General features: G+C 44.8%; 18 protein-coding genes, 3 tRNA genes and 1 other RNA gene. 17 read left to right on the top strand and 5 right to left on the bottom strand.

Annotation, left to right across the window (positions count from 1 at the left end):
* Positions 1-198 precede the first annotated feature (198 nt).
* Positions 199-1,233, top strand: coding sequence for a tRNA 2-thiouridine(34) synthase MnmA (mnmA, locus tag MKHDV_RS16355; protein WP_160717194.1), 1,035 nt, complete (start codon positions 199-201; stop codon positions 1,231-1,233).
* Positions 1,234-1,394: 161 nt separating this feature from the next.
* Here mnmA and MKHDV_RS16350 read toward each other — a convergent pair whose 3' ends face one another.
* Both MKHDV_RS16350 and uvrC read right to left on the bottom strand, forming a co-directional pair.
* Positions 1,395-1,682, bottom strand: a complete 288-nt coding sequence (locus MKHDV_RS16350) for a phage regulatory CII family protein (protein ID WP_160717196.1) — start codon at positions 1,680-1,682, stop codon at positions 1,395-1,397.
* 544 nt (positions 1,683-2,226) lie between these two features.
* Positions 2,227-4,077, bottom strand: coding sequence for an excinuclease ABC subunit UvrC (uvrC, locus tag MKHDV_RS16345; protein ID WP_160717192.1), 1,851 nt, complete (start codon positions 4,075-4,077; stop codon positions 2,227-2,229).
* Between the two features lie 142 nt (positions 4,078-4,219).
* Here uvrC and MKHDV_RS16340 point away from each other — a divergent pair, with 142 nt between their 5' ends.
* The 10 genes from MKHDV_RS16340 to MKHDV_RS16295 all read left to right on the top strand — a co-directional run bounded on the left by MKHDV_RS16340 (position 4,220) and on the right by MKHDV_RS16295 (position 11,568).
* On the top strand, positions 4,220-5,638 hold the full coding sequence (locus MKHDV_RS16340; RefSeq protein ID WP_160717190.1) for an outer membrane homotrimeric porin: 1,419 nt from the start codon (positions 4,220-4,222) through the stop codon (positions 5,636-5,638).
* A 118-nt stretch (positions 5,639-5,756) separates the two neighbouring features.
* Positions 5,757-7,064, top strand: a complete 1,308-nt coding sequence (gene hisD, locus MKHDV_RS16335; RefSeq protein ID WP_160717188.1) for a histidinol dehydrogenase — start codon at positions 5,757-5,759, stop codon at positions 7,062-7,064.
* Between the two features lie 20 nt (positions 7,065-7,084).
* Positions 7,085-7,981, top strand: a complete 897-nt coding sequence (locus MKHDV_RS16330) for a phosphoribosylaminoimidazolesuccinocarboxamide synthase (RefSeq protein ID WP_160717186.1) — start codon at positions 7,085-7,087, stop codon at positions 7,979-7,981.
* Positions 7,982-8,047: 66 nt separating this feature from the next.
* Positions 8,048-8,836, top strand: coding sequence for an enoyl-ACP reductase (locus MKHDV_RS16325; protein WP_160717184.1), 789 nt, complete (start codon positions 8,048-8,050; stop codon positions 8,834-8,836).
* A 659-nt stretch (positions 8,837-9,495) separates the two neighbouring features.
* Positions 9,496-9,590, top strand: a tRNA-Ser gene (locus tag MKHDV_RS16320).
* 21 nt (positions 9,591-9,611) lie between these two features.
* Positions 9,612-9,707, top strand: an RNA gene (ffs, locus tag MKHDV_RS16315) — signal recognition particle sRNA small type.
* 37 nt (positions 9,708-9,744) lie between these two features.
* A tRNA-Ser gene (locus MKHDV_RS16310) sits at positions 9,745-9,839 on the top strand.
* A 228-nt stretch (positions 9,840-10,067) separates the two neighbouring features.
* On the top strand, positions 10,068-10,496 hold the full coding sequence (locus MKHDV_RS16305; protein ID WP_160717182.1) for a cupin domain-containing protein: 429 nt from the start codon (positions 10,068-10,070) through the stop codon (positions 10,494-10,496).
* Between the two features lie 128 nt (positions 10,497-10,624).
* Positions 10,625-10,719, top strand: a tRNA-Ser gene (locus MKHDV_RS16300).
* 225 nt (positions 10,720-10,944) lie between these two features.
* Entirely contained in the window at positions 10,945-11,568 is a 624-nt protein-coding gene (locus MKHDV_RS16295; RefSeq protein ID WP_160717180.1) for a TetR/AcrR family transcriptional regulator, read from the top strand.
* 59 nt (positions 11,569-11,627) lie between these two features.
* Here the strand turns inward: MKHDV_RS16295 and MKHDV_RS16290 are convergent, their stop codons facing one another.
* Complete coding sequence (locus MKHDV_RS16290) at positions 11,628-12,380, bottom strand: hypothetical protein (RefSeq protein ID WP_216846945.1); 753 nt, start codon at positions 12,378-12,380, stop codon at positions 11,628-11,630.
* Positions 12,381-12,782: 402 nt separating this feature from the next.
* On the opposite strand from MKHDV_RS16290, the gene MKHDV_RS16285 reads away from it, so the two are divergent.
* From MKHDV_RS16285 to MKHDV_RS16260, 6 genes are all read left to right on the top strand, one after another.
* Positions 12,783-13,514, top strand: a complete 732-nt coding sequence (locus tag MKHDV_RS16285; RefSeq protein WP_160717176.1) for an amino acid ABC transporter ATP-binding protein — start codon at positions 12,783-12,785, stop codon at positions 13,512-13,514.
* Positions 13,515-13,606: 92 nt separating this feature from the next.
* On the top strand, positions 13,607-14,431 hold the full coding sequence (locus tag MKHDV_RS16280; protein WP_160717174.1) for a transporter substrate-binding domain-containing protein: 825 nt from the start codon (positions 13,607-13,609) through the stop codon (positions 14,429-14,431).
* 122 nt (positions 14,432-14,553) lie between these two features.
* Positions 14,554-16,338 (top strand): amino acid ABC transporter permease, encoded by a 1,785-nt coding sequence (locus MKHDV_RS16275; protein WP_160717172.1) that lies wholly within the window; start codon positions 14,554-14,556, stop codon positions 16,336-16,338.
* Positions 16,339-16,561: 223 nt separating this feature from the next.
* Positions 16,562-17,011, top strand: a complete 450-nt coding sequence (locus MKHDV_RS16270) for a DUF1499 domain-containing protein (RefSeq protein WP_160717170.1) — start codon at positions 16,562-16,564, stop codon at positions 17,009-17,011.
* A gap of 31 nt (positions 17,012-17,042) precedes the next feature.
* Positions 17,043-18,026: a serine/threonine protein kinase gene (locus MKHDV_RS16265; RefSeq protein ID WP_160717168.1), complete on the top strand. Its 984-nt coding sequence runs from the start codon at positions 17,043-17,045 to the stop codon at positions 18,024-18,026.
* Positions 18,023-18,523 carry a universal stress protein gene (locus tag MKHDV_RS16260; protein ID WP_160717166.1) on the top strand — a complete coding sequence of 167 codons (501 nt, stop codon included), beginning with the start codon at positions 18,023-18,025 and terminating at the stop codon, positions 18,521-18,523. Before MKHDV_RS16265 ends, MKHDV_RS16260 begins: the two co-directional genes overlap by 4 nt.
* A gap of 101 nt (positions 18,524-18,624) precedes the next feature.
* Here the strand turns inward: MKHDV_RS16260 and purT are convergent, their stop codons facing one another.
* Both purT and MKHDV_RS16250 read right to left on the bottom strand, forming a co-directional pair.
* Entirely contained in the window at positions 18,625-19,806 is a 1,182-nt protein-coding gene (gene purT / locus MKHDV_RS16255; protein ID WP_160717164.1) for a formate-dependent phosphoribosylglycinamide formyltransferase, read from the bottom strand.
* Between the two features lie 228 nt (positions 19,807-20,034).
* On the bottom strand, positions 20,035-21,657 hold the full coding sequence (locus tag MKHDV_RS16250; RefSeq protein WP_160717162.1) for a diguanylate cyclase: 1,623 nt from the start codon (positions 21,655-21,657) through the stop codon (positions 20,035-20,037).
* Positions 21,658-22,170: the final 513 nt, after the last annotated feature.

Raw genomic sequence — 22,170 nt, 5'->3', positions numbered from 1 at the left:
CAATAATACGCAGCCAGCTATTAGTTGGAGCATTATCTTATTGATAAACAAAAATTTTAAACTTTCTTATGACCAAATATCTTCATAAGTATAGATAGGTCATATCACATAATCTCGGTCAAGGGGGCGTCCCCCTTGCGGGTGCAGGGCAGAGCCCTTGCCCGTCGGAGACCATGCTAAAACGTTCAGGAATACCAAATGACCATTGCAATTGCAGTAAGCGGCGGAACAGATTCTTTGTACGCCCTGCTCACATTGAAAGAACAGGGACACGACATTTTTGCACTTCACGCACACTTTCTTGCTCCCTGCAAAGAAAGAGAAGACGCGATTGATGCCATGTGCGCAGCGCTGGATATACCTTTTTATGCTGTAGACCTGCATGAAGAGTTCGAACGGTGTGTTGTTGACCCTTTCATGGATGAATACGTACACGGTCGTACTCCGAATCCATGTGCATTATGCAATGCAAGCATGAAATTCGGCGCGCTGTTGCGTGAAGCAGAAAAGCTTGGAGCAGACCAAATTGCTACTGGGCATTATGCTGTTCTGGAAGATCATCCAGTTTACGGGCGTACGCTTTCACGTGGCCTTGATGTAAAAAAAGACCAGAGCTACTTTTTGTCTCTTGTGCCGAAGCACCAATTGGAAAAGGCTCTTTTCCCGCTCGGTAAAATGAAGAAAGAAGACATTAAGGCCGACTTAGCTGCACGTGGGATTGCTCCTGCATATCCGAGTGAAAGTCAGGAAATTTGTTTTGTCCCGAACGATGATTACCGTGCATTCCTGATTAATAGAGGTGCAAAACTCGGCACCGGCGGTAATATGGAACTTGCTGACGGCACAGTCGTTGGTAAACACAACGGGCTGTGGCAACATACTGAGGGGCAACGTAAAGGGCTTGGCATTGCGTGGAAAGAACCATTGTATGTTATCCGCAAAGATTTGAAAAAGAACATACTGATTGTGGGCCCGAAAGCTGAATTGCTTTCCACGGGTTGCATCGTAAGCAACATGAACTTTCTTGTTGCTAAGGAACTCTGGGGCAAAGAACTTCTTGTTCGCACTCGCTACCGGCAGCAGCCTATTCCTGTATCCATCAGTGAACAAGGTAGCATGCTAGTCATTACCTACCAAGAACCTCAATCGCCTCCAGCAAGCGGACAAGTTTGCTGTGTCTATGATGAGGACCTCACTGTTCTTGGTGGCGGCATCATTGAAAGCTCTATGTAGCAAAACAAAAGTTCTATGTAGTAAAATGCAAAAAAAGCTCCTGACATTGTAGCAGGAGCTTTTTTTATACGCATAAAATAGAAAGAGACCCGTATTACTACAGGTCTCTTAAAGATTGACAGAGACTGACAACCTCAGCCTATTGCATTAGTGATTACTCGCTATGCAATCTCGGCGAGATTAGCAGTGTCACTCGGCTCTGCCATAAGTTTTGGATCTACAATCGCAAATCCCATTTCTTGAGCAATGTACTCTAATGGTTCAACGTTTCCAGTTTTCTTCATTATGTCCATCAATGTTTCAACGCCCAACTTAGCTCCGGCATCATACGGATTAACTTCGCGCAGCAAGGTCGAATACGGCTTGCCAATTTCTTTCGCGAGCGCTTTTGCTGGAATCGGACTGTTTAACACCAGTTCATGGACAATCTTAGTTAACTCTGAACGCATCATAACTCTCCCTACACATTGCTACGAGGAGTCACACCAGGCTCTAACACACCTCAATACGCCATATGAGGTCTCATTAGTCTAGAACGTGTAAAAACCATGTGCTTTGTATATCGCCACACTACGCCTAACGCGGCAATATCCCCCTCCTGTTCATGTTAAAGCAACACCCTATACAAACTCCCAAATATAATCTCAAATTCCCAGATACACCAATAAAATGTTTCCGTCCATTCACATGATGCAAGTTTCTGAAAAAGTAGTGTTTAATTTCACTTTGTAAGTGACCGCTAACGTAACGTCATTTTAAACTACACTCAACCTATTTTCTAACCAATTCTCTTAATTCTATTTTAAGACATTATTAGTTTTTCTATTTCAGCGCTTCAAACATGACCAAACTACTTGTAGCCCTTTTTTACACAATATTGCAACTAATTAAAAGATTTTCGTAGGATAGACAAAGGGGAAAGCTGTTATTAATGAAAGTGCAACCATTATTATTCCATCCAAACACTGACAGAATCAGGCTTAGAAAAAGCCCTTATCCTCTAAAAACTGAAAGCCCTTCAAATATTGCTTCCGCTTTTTTCTTTCCGACCCCATCAATTTGCATCAAATCAGTAACAGAAGCAGCAGCCATTTCTTTTACTGAAGAGTAATGCGTCCATAATTTTTTTGCCATTGAAGGCCCAATGCCGGGTATCCGCTGAAGTTCACCAGTCAACGCACGTCCTGCACGCGCTTTTCTGTGCCTGCCAATTGAATAATCGTGGCATAGATCACGCATGTGCTGCAATAAAAGCAGCTCCGGTGCACCTGCTTTCAGTTGAAGTGGATTTGAACGTCCGGGAAGAAAAATTCTGTCTTCAATATTCCCTTTTCGCCTGTCTGCCCTGCCTGTTTCATCCTTGCGAGCTTTCGCAATAGAAATAACAGAACATAAATCCCCCTGCCCGTGAGCCTCCAAAACACTGACAACGGCGTTCAACTGCCCGCGCCCGCCATCAATGAGTAATAAATCCGGCCACGGCGGACCTGAATTTAAGCGCCGCTCCATCCACAGTGCCAACACGCCATAGTCATCCCCTCCACCTTCCTCGTCTGTGAAGGCATAAGTTCTATATTCGCTCTTAGCAGGTGACTCACCTTCAAAAACAACCATCCCAACTCTGGTATCTTTTCCTGAGGTATGGGACACGTCCACAATTTCTGTTCGATATGGCTCTTCTGCTAAGCCAAGCCGCTTTTGCAAAATGGTAAGAGGACTAATGTTGCGCTTATTTTTTGAATCATCAATGGCGTTGGCTGTCGCCATGGTTACAAGCTTACTTTCTGTGTCGTTCCTCGGAGAAGTAACACGCACCTGCATCCCTCGTAACTCTGTTAACGCTTCAGCATGGGCAACCAAAGGTTCCGCGTTAGTTTCATCGCCGAGCACATCATTCCCCCATGGAACTACCACGCGCGACGGAACAAAGCTGTTCACACCATAATATTGTGCAATAAAAGACTGGAGTAACTCCGGCGCTTCTTCGAGACCGAGCCCTGCCCAAAAGTAATTTTTCTTGTCGATGAGAATCCCACCACGAATAAACAAAATCCCCAGTGCAAGTCCTTTGTCTGTTTCTCCAAGACCAATAACGTCCATGTCATGAGCAGTCGGGATTACAGCTGCCTGTTTTTCGACTGTCACTTCAACCGCTTTAATCTGATCCCGAAGCTGCGCCGCTGTTTCAAAATCCATAGATTCAGACGCGGCGTACATTTTTGTTGTGAGTATTTCCACCAGCTCATTTGATTTTCCTGAAAGCAATAACTCTACGCGATGCACTTGCTCCGAATAGTCATCATGCGAAATTTCCAGACAACACGGGGCAAGGCACTGTCCTATGTGATGGTACAGACATGGACGAACCCTATTGGAAAAAGCTCTATCTGCACATCGTCTCAACATAAACACTTTGTGAACAGCCTTGAGCGTTTCCCATGCAGAATGGGACGAAGTAAATGGGCCAAAATATTTTGAGCCGTCTTTCAGCACCTTTCGCGTTAGGGTCAATCGAGGCCAACGATGCTTTTTATTCAACTTAAACAGCACATACTGCTTATCGTCTCGAAGCAGAATGTTGTACCGAGGGCGATGTTTCTTAATGAGGCTCGCCTCAAGCAACAATGCCTCTTTTTCCGTCGTAGTGATCAAAGTTGTTATGGTCTGTGCCTGACGCAGCATTGCCCGAGTCTTAGGAGTTTGTGTTTCCGGCGGACGAAAATACGAAGCAACACGTTTACGTAGGTGTTTTGCCTTCCCCACATATACGACACGCCCGTGCGCATCTTTATATAAATAGACTCCCGGAGAAACGGGAATCGTTTTTAAATCGATAGGTTCCATAATTACTCGTGTACCATCTTTCTCGTTTGAATTCTAATCTTGCTTTTTGAGCTGCTTAAATCTGACATCTCGTAAATATCATTCCCATCTATACCAGTGATACATAGCTTAATGATAGACTTTAATCTCAACACGTTATGCCATGAAAAAAAAGTATCTCACTTCTATTATTATTGTATGCGCTGCTCTCGCCTCATTTCTGTATCTGGCGACGCCATGTCTTGCGCTGGAAATACACCCATCAGGAACATTACAAGTGTTCACGCAATGGTCAACAGGTTCTCTTCTGGGATTTGCTTCTCCATACTCAGGCAGAGATATCAACAACAACTTCCGAGCTTCCCAATATTCCCGATTCCAGTTTGATTTCAATCCACATCAGGTGGTTTCCGCCATGGCGCTATTTGAAATCGACACCTTTTGGGGCGTTGATAAGGAAAACAGTGAATTTGAAGGCGGTCAAATAGGCACAGACGGCGTTAACATCCAAACAACCTATGCCTTTCTGAAAGTTGAACCTAGAGACATTCCACTAAAGGCAAGAGCCGGTCTCACGTCTGTCCATCTCCCTAATCAGGTGGGTGGTTCCATAATTCTTGATGACAACTTGGCTGCCTTCGTTCTTCAATATGAATTTACAGACAAGATGAACGGATCCTTCATTTGGGGTAGATCATATGACCGATTAAACCAATCCCGTTCAAATGAAACCATGGATCTCTTTGCTGCCACTTATACCTACGCTCCAGACGATCATGTTTTCACACCGTATATCGTATGGAGTGATTTTGGAAAAAATGTTGCGGGTGATCCATTAGGCTCAGCGTGGGTCGATGGCGGCAATATAGGGTTATGGAATGGATTTTCTAATTTTTCAGGCAACCCATGGGCTTTTTGGGGAGGATTTTCAGGTCGATATCACGGAATTCGCAACCTAACAGTGAAAACTGATCTTATGTGGGGAACATTGCATGGCGGCACTGATTCTGCCAGCAGGCAAGGTGCTGTTCTTTTAGGTGAGGTAGACTGGGCATTCGATTTTATGACTATTGGTATTCTTGGCTGGTGGGCAAGCGGTGATGATGACAATGCATATGAAAACGGCGCAGGAAGAATGCCCTTTATAACAAACCAATGGGGTCTTACAGACTTCGGGTATTACAAGTACGCAATTACAACAGAATCATCACTTCTCATTCAGGATGCTACAGGTCGTTGGACATTAGGACTTGTTGTTGATGATCTAGTCTTCACTGAAGACCTTACAACATCCTGCAAATTTCTGTACATGCATGGCACCAACAGTACGGATGCGGTACAAAACAACAGATTTTCTCCTGAGCTCCTTCAAGGTGGATATAGAAACAACTGGGGAACCTATCTCACCAACAAAGATTGGCTTGTTGAAATAGATTCTGAAACCACACTGAAACTGTTCGAAAACTTTAGTATAATTTTACGCCTCGGATATATCCATATCGAGGTAGACCCTCAAGTTTGGGGAACTTCCGATACCCGTGACGCTTACCGTGCCGTACTTCTTTGGGATTATCAGTTCTAGATAAAACCTTCTGCTGTGTCATTTTTACCGCCGTAATGCTCTCGACTTTTCCGACACCCTCTTATAAGGATGGGGCGTCGGATTTAGTTTTATGAACCTTATTTGATTAGGAGCCAGTATGCCCTGTCGTATGATCAGCTACCAGTCCAAAAAGGATTGGAAGGGGATCAGGGAACTTCTCGCTGGACGGGATAACCCTGAGAATTCTGTTGAACCTGTGGTGCGTGAGATTCTGCATCATGTGCATACAGAAGGGGATAAGGCTCTTGTTCATTACACGCAAAAGTTTGACTGCCCTTCGTTTACCGAAGATATGGTGCGAGTGTCCGAAGCAACCTTAGCAAAGGCTGCACAAGACATTCCTGCAGAAGATTTTGATATTATCAAAGAAGCTGCACACAATATCCGCACGTTCCACGAAAACCAGAAAGAGAAATCCTGGTTTACCACAAGCGAAGACGGAACAATTTTGGGACAGGTTGTTCGCCCTGTTGACCGAGCCGGACTGTATGTTCCGGGCGGCCAAGGTGGCGACACCCCGCTTATCTCCAGTATGCTTATGAACGTTATCCCCGCACAGGTTGCAGGCGTAGAAGAAATCTGCGTTGTATCACCACCGCGCGCTGATGGCGTTCCGAACCAGTATATCCTGGCAGCCGCACATCATCTTGGCATTACAAATGTGTTTGCCTGTGGCAGCGCATGGGCAATTGCAGCCCTTGCTTACGGCACAGATACCATTCCTGCTGTAGATGTTATTGCCGGCCCTGGAAATATATTTGTGACCACCGCTAAACGCCTGTTTATCGGTACTGTAGGCATCGACATGGTTGCCGGTCCTAGCGAGATTCTAATTCTTGCTGATAACACCGGAAACCCTGTGCAGATCGCCGCAGACATGCTCTCTCAAGCAGAGCATGATCCGCTTGCTTCCGCCATGCTTGTTACTGACGATGACCAGCTTGCTAAAGCTGTTCTCGAAGAGCTTGGCACGCAAACCGGTTTGCTCCCGCGCAATGAAATTGCCGCAACAGCCCTTAAAGACTGGAGTGCTATTGTTGTTACTCCGGACATGGCTACCGCAGTGGAGCTTTCCAACAGTGTTGCACCTGAGCATCTGGAAATAATTGTTGAAGATCCTTGGGCGTTGTTACCGACTATCCGTAATGCTGGCGCTATCTTTATGGGCGCTAACTCACCGGAACCTGTCGGCGACTACTTTGCAGGCCCGAACCACGTACTGCCAACCAATGGCACTGCGCGTTTTTCATCGGCTTTGTCCGTTGAAACCTTCACAAAAAAATCCAGCATTATTGCTGCGTCTGCTTCCTTCACGCAAAAGAATGCGCCAAAAATTGCGCGCCTTGCACGTCTTGAAGGACTGGAAGCACACGCCCGTTCCGCAGAAACCCGCTTAAAGAAATAGCCCCTTGCAGGAGTTCTCGCATGAAAATCGTTACGAAGACCACTATCACGGATTATCCGCTTCTTTCTCGCGGTAAAGTTCGCGATATCTACGAAATTGATGAATCCAGTCTGCTTATTATTACTACCGACCGCATGTCAGCATTCGACGTGATCATGGCAGAACCTATCCCGTACAAAGGTGTTATCCTTAACCAGATCACCCTGTTCTGGATGAAAAAGTTCGAGCACATCATAGCCAACCACCTCATCGCATCTGACGTAAAAGATTTCCCTGAACCGCTGCATAAATATGCAGATGAACTGGAAGGACGCTCCGTGCTTGTTAAAAAAGCAAAGCCGCTTCCTATTGAATGTATTGTACGTGGTCACATTTCCGGTTCCGGCTGGAAAGACTACAACAAAACCGGTTCTGTGTGCGGCTATGAACTGCCGGAAGGTATGCTTGAGTCTGAAAAATTTCCGACCCCGCTCTTTACCCCTTCCACCAAAGCAGAACTGGGCGACCACGACGAAAACATTTCTGTAGAGCGTGCTACAGAAATGATCGGCAAAGAACTTGCTGAAAAAGTAGCAGATGTAAGTTTGCGCATTTTCTCTGAAGGCCGTGAATTTGCAGAAGAAAAGGGCATCATCATTGCTGATACCAAATTTGAATTTGGCATGGTTGATGGAGAACTGACACTTATTGACGAAGTTCTCACTCCAGACTCTTCCCGCTTCTGGCCTAAGTCCAGCTACACCCCAGGTCAGGGACAGCCTAGCTTTGACAAACAGTACTTACGTAACTGGCTCAGCGCACAGGACTGGGATAAGACCCCGCCAGCTCCTGCTCTGCCAGACGAAGTTGTTGCCGAAACAGGCAAAAAGTACGCTGAGGCCTACACTATACTTACAGAGCAAACACTGCTACTCTAATGAGTGCAACCACAATAAATACCGAAGATGTCCGCTACCCTGCGGACAAACTGAAATGGAGTTCATATGCTTCTTGAAGGGAAACGAGCCCTCGTCTTGGGCGTTGCCAACAACAAAAGCATTGCATACGGCATTGCCAAAGAATTCAAAGAAAATGGCGCTAAATTAGCGTTTAACTTTCTTGGCGATGCTCTGAAAAAACGCGTTGAGCCTATCTGTGAAGAGCTTAATGGTGATTTCATCTTCCAGTGTGATGTAAGCAGCGATGAAGAAATTGCTGCAGCAGTGAAATTGGTTGAAGAGAAATGGGGTGGTGTGGATATCATTGTTCATTCCATCGGTTTCGCAGACCGTAAAGATCTTCAGGGACGTTTTATCAACACATCCCGAGATGGCTTTAAACTTGCCATGGACATTTCTGCTTATTCGTTGACTGCAGTCTGTGGTGCTTTTGAGCATCTGTTAACTGACAATGCGTCAATTATCACTATGTCCTATTACGGCTCTGAAAAAGTTATTACTAACTACAATGTAATGGGTGTGGCAAAAGCTGCTCTGGAAGCTAGCGTACGTTACCTCGCTGTTGACCTTGGTACTAAAAATGTACGTATCAATGCTATCAGCGCAGGTCCTATTAAGACTCTTGCAGCTTCCGGTATCGGTGGCTTCCGTAAGATCCTTAACTACATCGAAGCAAACGCTCCAATGCAGCGCAACGTTACCATCCAAGATGTTGGTAAAAACGCACTGTACCTTGCTTCTGACCTTTCTGCCGGCGTTACCGGTGAAGTACTCCACGTTGACTGTGGTTACCACACCGTAGGTATCGGTATCAGAAACGAAGAAAAGAAATAGTGGAGCGCCTTCTCAGGAGACCCTATGCTTGGATACCTAATTCCCCTAGTGGGACTAGTAATTATAGCACTCGTCTGTATCAAAGTTGTTCCAAAAGGCCATAAACCCTCGGGTTGAGGCATTAGCTTTGACGGACGGGGAGGCTCCTCGTCAGGATGCTCATGCGGTTCTGCAAACAAGAAAAAGCACAACTGTAAATAGCTAGTAAAAGGGCGGCATTTATGCCGCCCTTTTTATTTGATTTCCTACTCCGCCTGTTCTAAAGTTCTTCTAACGCAAACCAGTTGAGCTTCTGAACAACAGAGACTCTACTATCTCAGTAGATATAACATGAACACAGTTGTATCACCCACAACAAGGTAGCACACCTAATGTCATGTTCATTTTTTGGAGGCTTTGGAAGCTTCGGAGGTTTTTCAATGAGTCATATTTTTTCTATATTAGCACTCATTTTCGTAGTCTTTTTTTTCGCGAAAATGATTCGTAATGGCGGAGGCTGATGCCCCGGTCATCATCGGGGAGGCTCCCCGAAAGACAAAAACGATACTCACGACAATAAATAACATTGTAGGACGGCACTTTTGCCGTCCTTTTTTTATTTTTTTTTGCTTTTTCGCTTGCCAAGTACTATCCTGTTTGCTAGTTATCCACCTCGACGTGGAGAGGTGTCCGAGCCCGGCTGAAGGAGCACGATTGGAAATCGTGTGTACTGGCAAAACTGGTACCGAGAGTTCGAATCTCTCCCTCTCCGCCACGTCAAAACTTACCCTAATTGAGTAGGGAGTCGGGCGGCATATACGCTGTCAACTCGGTCAGGTTCGAAAGAAAGCAGCCGTAGCAGTTGTATGTGGGTGTCCGACTCCCAGAAGGCGCAAGCAGAAATGTTTGTGCCTTCTTTTTCACATCGCGGAGAGGTGTCCGAGCCCGGCTGAAGGAGCACGATTGGAAATCGTGTGTACTGGCAAAACTGGTACCGAGAGTTCGAATCTCTCCCTCTCCGCCAGATGATTTCAATAAACCCCTTTGATTCAATGAATCAAAGGGGTTTTTTTGTTCTCACATCAAGCCTAACAATTCCAGATACATAATCACCTCACCTTCCCAAATATCTTACACACCTCTCCCCTCAATATAATATTAAATTTTGCGTTTCCCCAATTGTAGACTACAATAGTGTTCGCCTCAGTCTTGAACATAAGACTGATGACCTATAACACTTGAGGAAGCCTTTATGAGATACAAGATAATCCGAAAAGGTGAAGCTGAAGCCTACAGCCAACGAAGTGGTGAAAACATAGCGTTTCTTGCGACAGGGAGTGATACGGATGGAAAAGTATCCATCTTCGACAGCATTCTCACAAAAGGAAATGGTGCCCCTCTTCATTATCATGAAATTGATGATGAAATTTTCTATACTATCTCGGGCCAAGTTGAGTTTACCATCAATAACGAGACACTCACCACCACCGAGGGAGATTTGGTCATCGCTGGCCCTCAAGTACTTCGAAGTTTCAAAGCGCTTACTGATAGCCACATATTAGTAATCAACGCGCCGGGAGGCCCTTCCGAAGGATTCTTACGAGAAGTCTTAAGCTTAAACAAAATTTCTGAAGCTGATAAAAAGCGTTTTGCGGAAAAATACAAAATTCACATCTTATAACTCGATCTATGCAAATCAGCATTAGCTCGTTAATAAGTTTTCAAAACCTCATCTTCCTAGAATGCATCCTTTTTGTATTTTTTGCTTGCAACGCTCCCACACCTTTGATAGCTACACATTCGCAACGCGGAGAGGTGTCCGAGCCCGGCTGAAGGAGCACGATTGGAAATCGTGTGTACTGGCAAAACTGGTACCGAGAGTTCGAATCTCTCCCTCTCCGCCAGATAGAAATTATTGTCCAAAGCTTAACGCTTTGGACTTTTTTTTGTATCCTTAAATCACCGCCAACAAGACTTCCCATATCAATTTCCCTTTCTCCTCGCACTCCCCATTACAATTATCTACATCTAATTATCATAACTGAAGAATTAACCTTTTGCTTGTTTTCCCTATGCCCCTTGAGTCAATGCAATTGTCGGGCTATGAGTTTGGCACTAAGGAGCAAGACATGAACAACACGCTACGCACCAATCCACAACAAGGGCGTGCGATCGCGACTATCAACAGCATTCTTGAAGCTTCTAAACGCGTACTGCTTTCACAAGGCTATGAAAGATTTACCACCAATCGCGTTGCTGCTGCATCAGGCTTTAATATCGGGACCGTGTACCGCTACTTTCCGGACAAAGAAAACATCATTAGTCAGCTTTATCAAAAGCGTCTGGACGAATCTTACCTATTCCTCACCACACAGCTGACAAATGGCACAACCTGGTCAGGCGTTGACGAGTTCTTTGGCCACCTGCTCAGAGAGTACATTGCGGGACACTCAAACGAAGATCACGCCATTGCAGTGGAGCTTACTAAGGCAGCCGTCATGAATCAGCACGTTAAACAACTAGACAAAACCCATGACGAGCGAATCCTTACGACTCTTAACCAAGCTATACATGAACGCTTTGATACAACCTTCGAACACCACTTGATTAAATTTTTTCTCGAACTCGGAATGCATCTCGCTCTCATGGTCAGCATGAAGCCAGAAGAGAACCGCGAATTCACAGCTCAACAGGCCGTTATCTCTGTTATTGCCGCAGTCCGCATACACACGATGCACCGCACCGCCACTTAGTCATAAAAAAAACCGCTACAATCCATAGCGGTTTTTTTGTGTTTGCTGATTACTTGCAGCTATAAAAAATCTCTCCAATCTTCCTCGTGCCTCTTCGCCATAGTCGCCAGTAGCTGCTTAATCGGGGAATACAGCATAGTACAACCAAGTCCTGTAGCAAGACCGCTAAATGTGATCGCCGGATCGGGATCAATCTCAAGCAGGTTAAATGCAGTTCCGCCAAGGCTGGCAATGCCGATAATCAAAGCAACATACCATGCTGCCCGTAATCCCTGTTCTGCACCGTTTGCCAAATTAAGCAGGAATAATCCATAAAGAACAACAGCAAGAATGTAGGCGGCCATATGCACAAATTGAGCAAACGGTCCCGCATAGAGAAAAACGCACAGCATTGCAGTGAACACAGAACCAAGCCACAAGCCGGACTGAATATTCATCCCCGTCTCGTTATCAAGACGTTTGAGAAGATAACAGAAAAGCAAGCCTGAACTGAGCAGACATCCTGCCACCACTGTCCATTTGACCGGTACAAAAAAACCTGCACTAGCCATTACTGCTGCCAAAATAGCGATTCCAGCACTTGCAACATCAAACTCGCCATCACGGACAAATGCACTCATTTCACCTAACAGCATCGCACCGATACACCCCAAGATGCCACCGAATGCAATAGCCGCAAAGACGCTACCGGCAGCGTAGAATGCACTCAAGAGCAGTAACAGACATATGCTCCACATCATCCAGAATGATCGGCATTGTGCGGCAAAAACACCACACAGATCACCCCACTTTGTTTGCATCGACTGTTTCATTTGGTACCCTTTTTTCCTTTCCTTTATTGGATGGGGAACTACCATATATAGTCCCTGCCTGCTACCACCTCTTTTTTGACATCCAAGTGGCACAGAAAAATAAGCACCTGCAATTCAACACGACATGCTCAAGCTTTACAAGAGTGTAAAAAAAGCAATATATAACAAGAATACCCAACAAATATTGCGCATTTTTACAACTCAAATCTTCATTTTTTCGTTATCCATCTTTCAACACATCTCTAAGGTACTATTTTTCATACTTTTGAGTGTTTAATCAGACTGCTAATTCTTGTTTACAATTTTGTTAAATCATACTTTTTGTTTGCATTTTGACAGTTTTTTCTGATAGCAGCGGAGACGAGACTTGAATATTTTTGTGTTTTCAATTTGGAGTACTCTGTGATTCGTTTCGAACAAGTGAATAAGTGGTACGGTAGTGACCACCATGTGCTGAAAGACATAAACCTTGAAATAAAACAAGGCGAAGTAGTTGTAATATGTGGACCTTCTGGATCTGGCAAATCAACTCTTATTCGCTGCATAAACAGACTTGAGCCCATCCAGCAGGGCAAAATAATCGTCGACGACATGGATCTTCATAACCCACGTCTTGACCTTACGACATTGCGTGCAGAGATTGGTTTTGTGTTTCAGCAATTCAATCTGTACCCGCATATGACAGTTTTGGAAAATGTGACACTTGCACCTACAATGGTACGCAACATGCCTCGTGCAGAGGCTGACCGGCTTGGCATGGAACTACTTGAAAAAGTAAACATTCCAGACAAAGCGGGTGCGTTTCCCAGCCAACTTTCCGGTGGACAGCAGCAGCGCGTGGCAATTGCCCGCGGCCTTGCTATGAAGCCAAAAATCATGCTTTTTGATGAACCGACATCCGCTCTTGATCCTGAAATGATCAACGAAGTTCTTGATGTAATGAAAGCGCTTGCCCGCGAAGGTATGACCATGGCGTGCGTTACGCATGAAATGGGTTTTGCCCGAGAGGTTGCTGATCGCGTTATCTTCATGGATGAAGGCATCTTAGTAGAAGAAAACACTCCGCATGAGTTCTTCAACAATCCACAGCACGATCGTAGTAAAGAGTTCTTAAGCAAAATTTTGTCTCATTAATTGAGCCGCTGCTCGTAATTTTGCTTTTTTGTCATTCTGGAGGCTTACCGCTTTTGCGGTAGAAATTAATACACCGAAACTGGGAGTTGACCATGCGTATTAGTAGAGTTCTTGCTTTAACATTGGCTCTCGTAATGATGGCGTCCGTTGCTTTTGCCGGCCCGTCTTACGACCGTATCATGAAGGATAAGAAAATTCGTATCGGCATCATGACCGACTCCATCCCTGGCGCATTCTTTAATGACAAAGGTGAGTGGGTTGGTTTTGACTATGATGTTGCTACCGAACTTTCAAAACGCCTTGGTGTTGATATTGAACGTGTAAAAGTGAACAACAAAACTCGTATCGCTTTTATTCAGCAGGGTCGTATTGATGCATCTGTTGCAAACATGACTCACACTCGTGAGCGTGAAAAATCCATCGACTTCTCTATCACATATTTCTTCGACGGCCAGAAAGTTCTCGCTAAGACTGGTAAATACCAGTCTCTTGCCGACATGAAAGACAAAAAGATTGCTACCATGCAGGGTACAACTTCCGAAATTAACGTAAAACGTGCTCTTAAAGCTATGGGTGTTGCCAATCCTGCTGCACACGTTATTTCTTTCCAGAAAGAATCTGAATGCTTCCAGGCTCTTCAGATGGGTCGCGTTGCTGGCTGGTCCACAGACGCAACTATTCTTCTTGGGTACGCCTCCAAAACTCCTGGTAAATTTGAGCTCGTAGGCGAATTCCTTTCCGACGAGCCTTACGGTATCGGTCTTCCACAGAACGATTCCAACCTGCGCAACGCTGTTAACGCCAGTCTTCAGGATATGTGGCGTGACGGCACCTACATGACCATTTACAACAAATGGTACGGTGCAGACACTCCTTTCGCTATGCCTATGTCCGGTTCCATCGAACTCTGGCCATAAGCGTCTGATCTACTGATCATTATTCGTACGTCCGGTTTGCGCCGGACGTACGTTTTACCACTACCGCACAACAGCAGTAGGCACTTTACGCTGTATCCATTTGCTAAAAGGTTCGCTATTTCATGCTACGCTATTGGTTGGAAAAAGTTTGGGTTCAGAACACAGTTCTCGCTGTGCTCGGCATTATCAGCCTCTATTACTGGGGCTGGGTCTTCGATTTCGGGTACGACTTTCAGTGGCCGATTCTCTTCACTGTTAACGACACCTACCAGCTCAACTTCGGTGTTGAGATTCTGAACGGTCTCTGGCTTACCGTTAAAATTACCCTTATCAGTTCTATCATTGGCATTTCCCTTGGCACAGCCCTCGGCCTTGCCCGCCTCTCGGACTTCAAACCCTTGAACTGGACAGCAACCTGTATTGTAGAATTTTTCCGTAACACGCCACTGCTTGTAATTCTGTTCTTTTTCTATTTCGCTTTCCCGCAGGCATTGCCGGAAGCAGGTAGAGAACTTCTTTTTGAAACGCAGTTTGAATTCTGGACAGCCACCTTTGCCGTCGGCATATACACCAGTGCGTTCATGGCAGAAGTTATCCGTGCAGGTCTTCAGTCCATTCCGAAAGGCTTACTTGAAGCAGCATATTCTTCAGGCCTGTCGTATGTTCAGGTACTGCGTAAAATCATTCTGCCTCTTGCATTCCGAGAAATCATTCCGCCTCTCGGTAGTGAATTTCTCAACAACATGAAAAACACTTCCCTTGCTATGGTTGTAGGCGTTGCAGACCTCACATGGCAGGCACAGCAGGTAGAAGCACTGACATTTAAGGGATTCGAAGCAACTACAGCTGCGTCTGTGCTGTATCTTTCCTTCTCTCTTGTCATTGCTTTTGTAATCAACGGAGTTGACGGACGCATTCGTTCTTCAAGCAACGGAAAAAACAGCCTGCCGGTTATGTTCATTAACTTGCTGCTTATTCCTATTAACTTCGTAAACAAAATTTTATTCCACCCTGCTGCTCAGTTTTTACGTCAAAGACGTAGAAAAAACATGCAGGCCGGAGTTACCACAAATACAAGCCAGTTGCTCCTTAAAAAGCTCTACACCGTGCTCGTGCTTATCAGTAAAGGGGCATTTCTTCTCATACTTGCGGGTCTGGTATTCTCGCTGGCAAAAGGCTTTTACAACTTCGACTGGTCTGTCATTTTAAAAGAACTACCAACCATGCTGGTATGGCAGTTCCCGAACGCAACAGGTGATGATCTCTTTATGGGGCTGGGTGGTTTCTCCCTTTCCTTCATCATTGCCATTGTTGCTATCTTCGCAAGCTTCTTTATCGGACTTATTGTCGGGCTTGGACGTAGCTCCACAAACCGCATCTTCCGCATTCCAAGCTTGATCTACATTGAACTTATCCGAGGAAACCCGCTGATTATTGTAATCTACTGGGTATACTTCCTCATCCCTGTTTTGTTTGACAGCTTCATCAATACAGTATGGTCAGCAGCCATCGCTCTTACGCTTTTTACAGCAGCGTACCTTGCTGAAATTGTACGAGGCGGCATCCAAAACATCCCTCCGGGACAAGTCGAAGCTGCAGTCTCATCCGGCCTTTCCTACTGGCAGACAATGCGTAAAATCATCCTCCCGCAGGCTCTGAAGCAAATGATTCCGCCAATCGTAGGTTTGTTCATTGCAATCTTTAAGGACACATCACTTGTCACTGTTCTTGGTGTAATGGAGCTTACCTCTGTAACCAAGGCACTCGATAACCGACTGATGATTGCATCAATGGAGCTCTGGACAACAGCAGCTGTTCTGTATTTCCTCCCTTGCTTGCTTATGTCCAAGTACGCAAAGCACCTCGAAAGGAAGCTCTCACCGGAGCAGATTAACTTGAAGATGTAATCTGATCCATTGCACGTAAAGCGCCCCGCAATAGTTATTGCGGGGCGCTTTTTTGTTAGCTTTATTTTACCAAGCAAAAAGCATCATCAAAGAAATTAGCTTCATTCATCTCTTGATTACTTTATGAATTTGGTGCCTTTTTGCCTTCTTTCATTTGCCCTAAATCCTGCACATGGCACAATACGCATTCAGAGAACTTATAGTTTTTACAGGCAGGTGAACTATGCGAATTCGTTCTTTATTCAGCTCTTCAAACAAAAGCACCAACTACACAGCAACCACTCTGGACAAAACTATTGCAGTTGCAATATCTGACGATGTCCTTTCCCCCTGCCCTATCTCTCCCAACTGCGTTTGCAGTAAATTGCCTCAAAGTGACAGTCATTACGTAGAGGCGCTTGTTCCCACAGCAAGCACTCTTGCAATATTCCCCATGCTTGTAGAATACGTTCAGCAGCTTCCCAACGCTGAGCTGGAAGAAAAAGCAAGCCACTATATCCGCGTTAGCATCCGCTCCATGTTTTTTGGTTTCACAGACGATCTGGAGCTGTTTTTTGCAGGCGACAAGATCCATGTGCGTTCTGCATCACGCACTGGCTGGTACGATTTCGGTGTAAACCGAAGACGTATTGAATCTATCCGACGGTTCATGGAAGACGAGCTCGAAGGCTGATTTTTTTCACCCTCTTCACACAGGACAACCGATGGGTACAAGTGCCTACGAAATTCTGACGCACTACATTCCCACGTTTCCACGTAAACGTGCAGGTAGAATCGTCACCAATACCACAGAGTTTATGTCCATTGATTATGGTGACGTAATGCTCCTTGATGGAAAACATCATCTTGTGACCAAAAATCTTTCTGAAAGACGATTCGGGCTTGAAGACCCAAAATACTGGGTGAAGCGATGTAGGGAATTGGAAACTGGGAAGCATCATATTATTAAGCTGGAATTTTATGAAAAGTTTGACATTTCCATAGGAAGCATCCGCTCCAGTTGCTACCGGAGCCCGCGTAAGGAATCCAGAATACTCGAGCTTGTTGATGGAGATATGCGGTTTATGCAAGGCAGAACAGTTCTGGATGAAAAGGGAAACTGTGTCAGAATATTAGACATCATCCACGGGTCAGAATTGGATATAGCACTCGACCGTATTGAGCTGTCGCACGAAGAATATTTCAATACTATTTTTCCGGACTACTTTGCAAAATTTATTGGCGCCGCTAAGGCCATTGATCATCTACATCAAAATCACGAACAGCATGGTGATATCCGACGAGATCATTTGCTTGTTGAGGCCGGAACCAAAGAGTGGCGCTGGATTGATTTCGACTACACTTTCGGCCTACGGGATAATCCCTTTGCACTGGATTTATTCGGCCTTGGCAGCATTCTTCTATTACTTGTCGGACAACGGGAAATTACTGCCAGACAAGTCCTCGCACTAAACCAGAACATAAAAGTAGCTTCAGAAGACATGGCACTTGCAATGCCGCACAGACTGGCAAACATTCAAAAAAGATATCCGTATATCCCCGACACCTTGAACAATATCTGCATGCACTTTTCGGCAAAAAATAGCGTTTTTTATTCATCAGTTACGGAGTTTGTAAGCGCGCTGCTTACATGTTTTCACGAACTCCCCGTATTTAAGTCAGCCCGTGGGAGGTATCCTGAAGTATGAACATCTACAACATCCTTGTGGCATTCGATTCTTCCAAGCCTTCTTTTGAAGCTGTGGAATATACAGCCAGAATGATTCGATCCATTCCAGACGTACTTGTGACGCTGCTCATTATCGAAAGGCTTCCAGACAAAGATTTATTTGAATCTGAGTATCGGTGGCGTGCTGAATGCGCCGAACTTGTCGTTGAGTATAAACAAAAGCTGGCAAAGGCTCGAGGCCTACTTGCCAGCAACAACATTAGTAATAGTGCAATTAATGATGAATACATCATCAGTTGCAGTTCACCTTTTGAAGACGCAAAAGTCTGCACGACAGGTGAATCCATAGCGGACGACATTCTTGCTATTCAGAAAGAAGGGAACCACGGCACCGTAGTCATCGGACGCCGAGACATAAGTAAAGAAGAAGAGTTCCTCTTCGGAAGTGTTTCTAGTGACCTGCTCCGCCAGTTTACAGACTGTGCTCTCTGGGTGGTTAACTCCAAGAGTGAGTAGCCAACCTTACATATCACCTGCCTAGTACGTTTGGTTAATTCAAACGTACTAGGGTGTGTTTCTTAATTCACTTAAGAAACACACCCTAGGCATACATCTACTTAAAAAGTCACAGTAACGGCTGAAGAAGCACGTTTAGCTTTGGCTTTTGCCTTCTCAATATCTTCATCAAGGGCAAGTGCTACACCTAGACGACGCCGTCCCTGTACTTCTGCTTTACCAAAAATAAGAAGCTGGGTTTCCGGTTCGCTCAAGGCTTTATCGAGCCCTGAGAATGTCGCACCTGTGCCATTTCCTTCCACCAGAACAACGCTAGATGCTGCTGCACCACGCTGAGTGATTTCCGGAATCGGAAGTCCGAGGATAGCACGGGCATGCAAAGCAAATTCACTCAAGTTCTGAGAAATAACAGTCACAAGACCTGTGTCGTGTGGACGTGGTGAAACTTCGCTGAAGATCACATCGTCACCTTTAATGAAAAGCTCAACCCCGAAAATACCAAATCCGCCTAATGCATCTGTTACAATGCGGGCAATTTCCCGTGCACGTTCCAGCGCAATGGCGGACATAGGTTGCGGCTGCCATGACAACCGGTAATCTCCATCTTCCTGATAGTGACCTATGGGATCGCAAAAGCTGGTTCCACCGGCATGACGAACTGTCAGAAGTGTAATCTCGTAATCAAACTTTACGAAGCCTTCAATAATGATTCGTCCACCACCGGTACGTCCGCCTTCCTGCGAATATATCCATGCGGATTCAATATCTGCTTCTTTTTTGACGGTGCTCTGTCCTTTACCGGAAGAACTCATAACCGGCTTAACAACGCACGGCATACCCACTTCTGCTACAGCAGCGCGGTATTCTTCTTCGGTATCGGCAAAACGGTAAGGGGAAGTCGGCACACCAAGGTCTTCTGCTGCCAGGCGGCGAATACCTTCACGGTTCATGGTGAGCCAAGTTGCTTTAGCAGTCGGAACAACAGTTACGCCTTCTTTTTCAAGTTCAAGAAGAGTATCTGTTGCAATTGCTTCGATTTCAGGAACGATCAAATCCGGCTGTTCCTTTTCCACTACATCCCGCAACGCTTTGCCATCAAGCATATTGATAGCATAAGAGCGATGAGCAATCTGCATGGCGGGAGCATTCTCGTAACGATCAACCGCAACAACTTCCGCACCAAGGCGCATTGCCTCAATGGCTACTTCCTTACCAAGCTCACCCGAGCCAAGTAACAAAATTTTAGTTGCAGAATGAGTTAAGGGGGTTCCAATAGATGCCATGTCGCTGCTCCTGTCAAATTAGGGAATCACTATGACTATATTTACGCGTGCACAATGCACCTTTTCTGCGGGGGGTTTGTCATACTTTTTCGCCTGTTGCAAGGGAGTGTCTAATGTTGTCTCACTACTCTTCCAGCTTCGCAAAAAGCTTTATAGAACATAAAAAAAGAGAATGATGTCGAGCAACTACTCAACATCATTCTCTTTCGCATTTGTTACTACATATCTCTACACAGCGACGTTGTCAGTAGCCTCTGAATACATGGATATCGTATTTTTTCCTTCTTTCTTAGACTCGTACATGGCGGCATCTGCCCGCCTCATCAAGTCATCAGGGCCTGTCACGTTCTCATTCCAGTCAGCAATACCGATACTTGCTTTAACATACACTCTACTGCCGCATTCTAAAACAACAGGAGTTTCAAACGATGTAAGGATATTAAATGCAATCTCTTGTGCCTTATCAGTGGTCGGCATCCTTTCTAGAAGGATCGCATATTCGTCCCCACCAATTCGAGCAACCGTATCTGTAAGACGTACATTTTTACGGAGTACAGATGCCACATGGCGGAGCACAATGTTACCTGACTCGTGCCCGTATCGATCGTTTACAAACTTGAAATCATCCAAATCAATGTACATAACAGAGAACTGAATGTTGCTTATTTTGGCTTTCTCACAGGCTTCTTCCAATTTAATGAACATATGCGGCAAATTGGAGAGCCCTGTTAACCAGTCGTGATGTGCCAAAACTTCCAGTTCTTCTCTGTGCTCCTGACTTCGCTGGATGGATAACAGTGTAAACCATAAGGTACAGCCAGTAATGAACGAAATAACTATCCACGCCAACAAACACGTTTCATAAATTGAATCTCTGATAGCATTGAGTTTTTCAATGCTTACATGCTGCATTACAACCCATTGATACGGGCTGACAGCCACAGGCGGATAAGCTTGCTGGCCTTTGCCAATTTTTGGAGAAATAGCAAACGCAGGACTTACCGTTGTCCATGTGAACATTCCGTCCTCATTCTTAATTTGACCGGTAGCTCCCTGCTTCACCATTTTCCAAATAGCTGGATACTGCGCAGCAAAAGCTTTTTCGCAAAGCTTTGTCGGATCTTTTTCAAACATAAAAGCCCAGCACGCTTCTTCATGGTCAGAAACAAGCCAGTGCCCTTCATTATTCAACAGCATCGCGTTGCTCATAATATCAGAAGCGACATCCTGAAAATGCATGAGCATTTCAGCTGCATAAAAATTAAGAATCATTAATCCCCTTCGCACACCAGTATCGTCCACAACCGGAGTCATAAAACGAATTACAGGTACATAAGGAGTTTCTATTTTTTGATTTTCTATATTGAGGTCAAGACGGGAAACAAACACATCACCAACACCAAGCTTTTTTGAGGCTTTAAAATACCCGCGATGTGCTTTTTGCTGCAATTCATCCTGAGGAACCACGCGGATTCGTCCACGTTCTCGGTTAATACGAATTTGCTCATATCCCTGAGCATTCAGAAGACGTACCTGACCATACCCGCGTTTATTCTCTGCAAATGAATACAGCACACGCAAGGCGTCTTCTTTGTAAAGGCTGTAGCTGCTTATTCTGTATGACAAAATATCTGCAAGTATACGAACATCAGCAAAAGGGACGTTAAAGTCCTCCATCAGGCTGGATTTTCGAATACTCACGGCTCGATTCTGATCAATTCGTATCAACTCTTCTTTGTTGGCAACTTTATCTTGGTAAACAGCAGTTATCGCGAGAAAGATTACATAACAGCAAACGATGAATATTAGAAAAAATGGCTTTAACAAGCGTGCCTTCAACTTCCATCCCATATACCCCCCAAAGAACTCTTAATCACATATAAGAACATATAAACAACATGTGGTTATTCTATAAAAAGATAGTAAGCACTACACAACTTAGTCAACGATACGTAAACCTTATGATATTTACAAATATGTATACAGAAACATAAATCTAAAACAAAGTAAAAACATTTACCAAAAGTAAAAAAGGCTGAATTGCATTGCAATTCAGCCTTTTATCGATACTGCTAACAATAGTTTTTCTTATAAAAACCAGAGTAAAAAATCATTCTTTGAAAAGTCTACAACTAAGAAGAATAACGCAAAGAAAAGTTGCATGAAAATAACGAGGATATACAGTATAAGTTCCTCAGATCTTTTTATTACTTCGACGAAGCGAGATTCGCCATCAGCAATATCCCGTATTGCCCATAGCAGGAACATAATCCCGACGCCCCATTGCCAATTTAAAATAATACATATCAACGCAAAAACCAGTGCGCAGATCGTACGCCATCTCTTTGCAAACATATTCCACTC

Source organism: Halodesulfovibrio sp. MK-HDV, from assembly GCF_009914765.1.
GTDB lineage: Bacteria > Desulfobacterota > Desulfovibrionia > Desulfovibrionales > Desulfovibrionaceae > Halodesulfovibrio.
Note: the sequence above shows the minus strand (reverse complement) of the source record. Positions and strands in the feature narration are given on the sequence as shown.

Excerpts from the sequence above, each read along its gene's own strand:
- mnmA (WP_160717194.1), top strand. The coding sequence starts at position 199 with ATGACCATTGCAATTGCAGTAAGCGGCGGAACAGATTCTTTGTACGCC.
- MKHDV_RS16350 (WP_160717196.1), bottom strand. The coding sequence starts at position 1,682 with ATGCGTTCAGAGTTAACTAAGATTGTCCATGAACTGGTGTTAAACAGT.
- uvrC (WP_160717192.1), bottom strand. The coding sequence starts at position 4,077 with ATGGAACCTATCGATTTAAAAACGATTCCCGTTTCTCCGGGAGTCTAT.
- MKHDV_RS16340 (WP_160717190.1), top strand. The coding sequence starts at position 4,220 with ATGAAAAAAAAGTATCTCACTTCTATTATTATTGTATGCGCTGCTCTC.
- hisD (WP_160717188.1), top strand. The coding sequence starts at position 5,757 with ATGCCCTGTCGTATGATCAGCTACCAGTCCAAAAAGGATTGGAAGGGG.
- MKHDV_RS16330 (WP_160717186.1), top strand. The coding sequence starts at position 7,085 with ATGAAAATCGTTACGAAGACCACTATCACGGATTATCCGCTTCTTTCT.
- MKHDV_RS16325 (WP_160717184.1), top strand. The coding sequence starts at position 8,048 with ATGCTTCTTGAAGGGAAACGAGCCCTCGTCTTGGGCGTTGCCAACAAC.
- MKHDV_RS16305 (WP_160717182.1), top strand. The coding sequence starts at position 10,068 with ATGAGATACAAGATAATCCGAAAAGGTGAAGCTGAAGCCTACAGCCAA.
- MKHDV_RS16295 (WP_160717180.1), top strand. The coding sequence starts at position 10,945 with ATGAACAACACGCTACGCACCAATCCACAACAAGGGCGTGCGATCGCG.
- MKHDV_RS16290 (WP_216846945.1), bottom strand. The coding sequence starts at position 12,380 with ATGAAACAGTCGATGCAAACAAAGTGGGGTGATCTGTGTGGTGTTTTT.
- MKHDV_RS16280 (WP_160717174.1), top strand. The coding sequence starts at position 13,607 with ATGCGTATTAGTAGAGTTCTTGCTTTAACATTGGCTCTCGTAATGATG.
- MKHDV_RS16275 (WP_160717172.1), top strand. The coding sequence starts at position 14,554 with ATGCTACGCTATTGGTTGGAAAAAGTTTGGGTTCAGAACACAGTTCTC.
- MKHDV_RS16270 (WP_160717170.1), top strand. The coding sequence starts at position 16,562 with ATGCGAATTCGTTCTTTATTCAGCTCTTCAAACAAAAGCACCAACTAC.
- MKHDV_RS16265 (WP_160717168.1), top strand. The coding sequence starts at position 17,043 with ATGGGTACAAGTGCCTACGAAATTCTGACGCACTACATTCCCACGTTT.
- MKHDV_RS16260 (WP_160717166.1), top strand. The coding sequence starts at position 18,023 with ATGAACATCTACAACATCCTTGTGGCATTCGATTCTTCCAAGCCTTCT.
- purT (WP_160717164.1), bottom strand. The coding sequence starts at position 19,806 with ATGGCATCTATTGGAACCCCCTTAACTCATTCTGCAACTAAAATTTTG.
- MKHDV_RS16250 (WP_160717162.1), bottom strand. The coding sequence starts at position 21,657 with ATGGGATGGAAGTTGAAGGCACGCTTGTTAAAGCCATTTTTTCTAATA.